The organism is Rhodoferax sp. RT5P35 (assembly GCF_056521385.1).
Genome location: NZ_JBWMAX010000190.1, coordinates 1 through 1,271, shown reverse-complemented (window position 1 = coordinate 1,271; position 1,271 = coordinate 1). Strand labels below are relative to the sequence as shown.

The window sequence follows — 1,271 nt, the reverse complement described above, 5'->3', positions numbered from 1 at the left end:
TGATCGGCGTAGACAACGGCACCAGCCTGATCGCCACCGCGCTGGATTTGCCGCTGGTCAAGATCTACAACTTCGACACCGTCTGGCGCACCGGCCCACAGAACCGCGACCACCAGGTCAGCGTGTTCTCCGACCCCACGCCCAGCGTCAACGCGGTGTGGAACGCCTGGATGCAAGCTTCCGCCCTGGCCGCACTACGGGACTCGGCGCATTGATCCTGCGTCTGTATTCCCTGCTGGTCTGGCTAGCAATTCCCGTGCTGCGCCGCAAGCTGCGCCGCAGGGCGTTGGCCGAGCCCGGCTACGCCGTGGCGGTGCCCGAGCGCTTTGGCCATTACAGCCAGCCACCCGGCCAGGGCTTTGTGTGGGTGCACGCCGTGTCGCTGGGTGAAACCCGGGCCGCGGCCATTTTGCTGGCCGCCTTGCGCCGCGAGATGCCGGGCCTGCGCCTGCTGCTGACGCATGGCACCGCCACGGGCCGGGCCGAGGGACAGGCGCTGCTGCAGCCGGGCGACGTGCAGGTCTGGCAGCCCTGGGACAGCGCGGGCGCGGTGCAGCGCTTTGTGCGGCATTTCCAGCCCCGTATCGGCATCCTGATGGAAACCGAGATCTGGCCCAATCTGCTGGCGGCCTGCCAGGCGGCGGGCGTGCCGGTGGTGCTGGCCAACGCCCGGCTCAGCGCCAAATCGTTGCGCCAGGCACAGCGGCTGTCGGCCCTGTCCCGGCCCGCCTTTGGCGCGCTGACCGCCGTGTGGGCGCAAACCGCTGCCGATGCCCAGCGGCTGGTGGAGGCGGGCGCTCCGGCCCCGGTGGTGCTGGGCAATCTGAAGTTCGACGCCACGCCCAACGCCGAACAACTCGCTGCGGGACGGGCATGGCGCAGGGCAGGGCGACCGGTGGTGCTGCTGGCCAGCGCCCGCGAAGGTGAAGAACTGCTTTTGCTGCAGTATTTACAGTCTTTTAGGCCTCCAGCGCTTATTCCATCAGCGCAAGCAGCTCCTAAATTAGGAGTGATGGATGTGCAGTGGCTGGTCGTGCCACGCCACCCGCAACGCTTTGATGCGGTGGCGGCGCTGGTGGTGGCGCAAGGGTTCAGCCTGTCACGGCGCAGCCAGTGGGCCGAGGGGCCTAAGCCTGCCGATGTGTGGCTGGGCGACTCGCTGGGTGAGATGGCGCGCTACTACGGCCTGGCCGATGTGGCCTTGCTGGGCGGCAGCTTCGCCGCTTTCGGCGGACAAAACCTGATTGAGGCCGCCGCCTGCGGCTGCCCGG

General features: G+C 68.4%; 1 protein-coding gene and 1 pseudogene. Both read left to right on the top strand.

What is annotated here, in order from left to right; translation table 11 throughout:
* Positions 1–215: pseudogene (locus tag AC097L_RS24830) on the top strand (lipopolysaccharide heptosyltransferase I); the annotation flags it as partial.
* Positions 212–1,271 (top strand): 3-deoxy-D-manno-octulosonic acid transferase (locus tag AC097L_RS24825; RefSeq protein ID WP_479589383.1); only part of this gene is annotated, 1,060 nt, incomplete at its 3' end. The pseudogene AC097L_RS24830 and the gene AC097L_RS24825, both read left to right, overlap by 4 nt.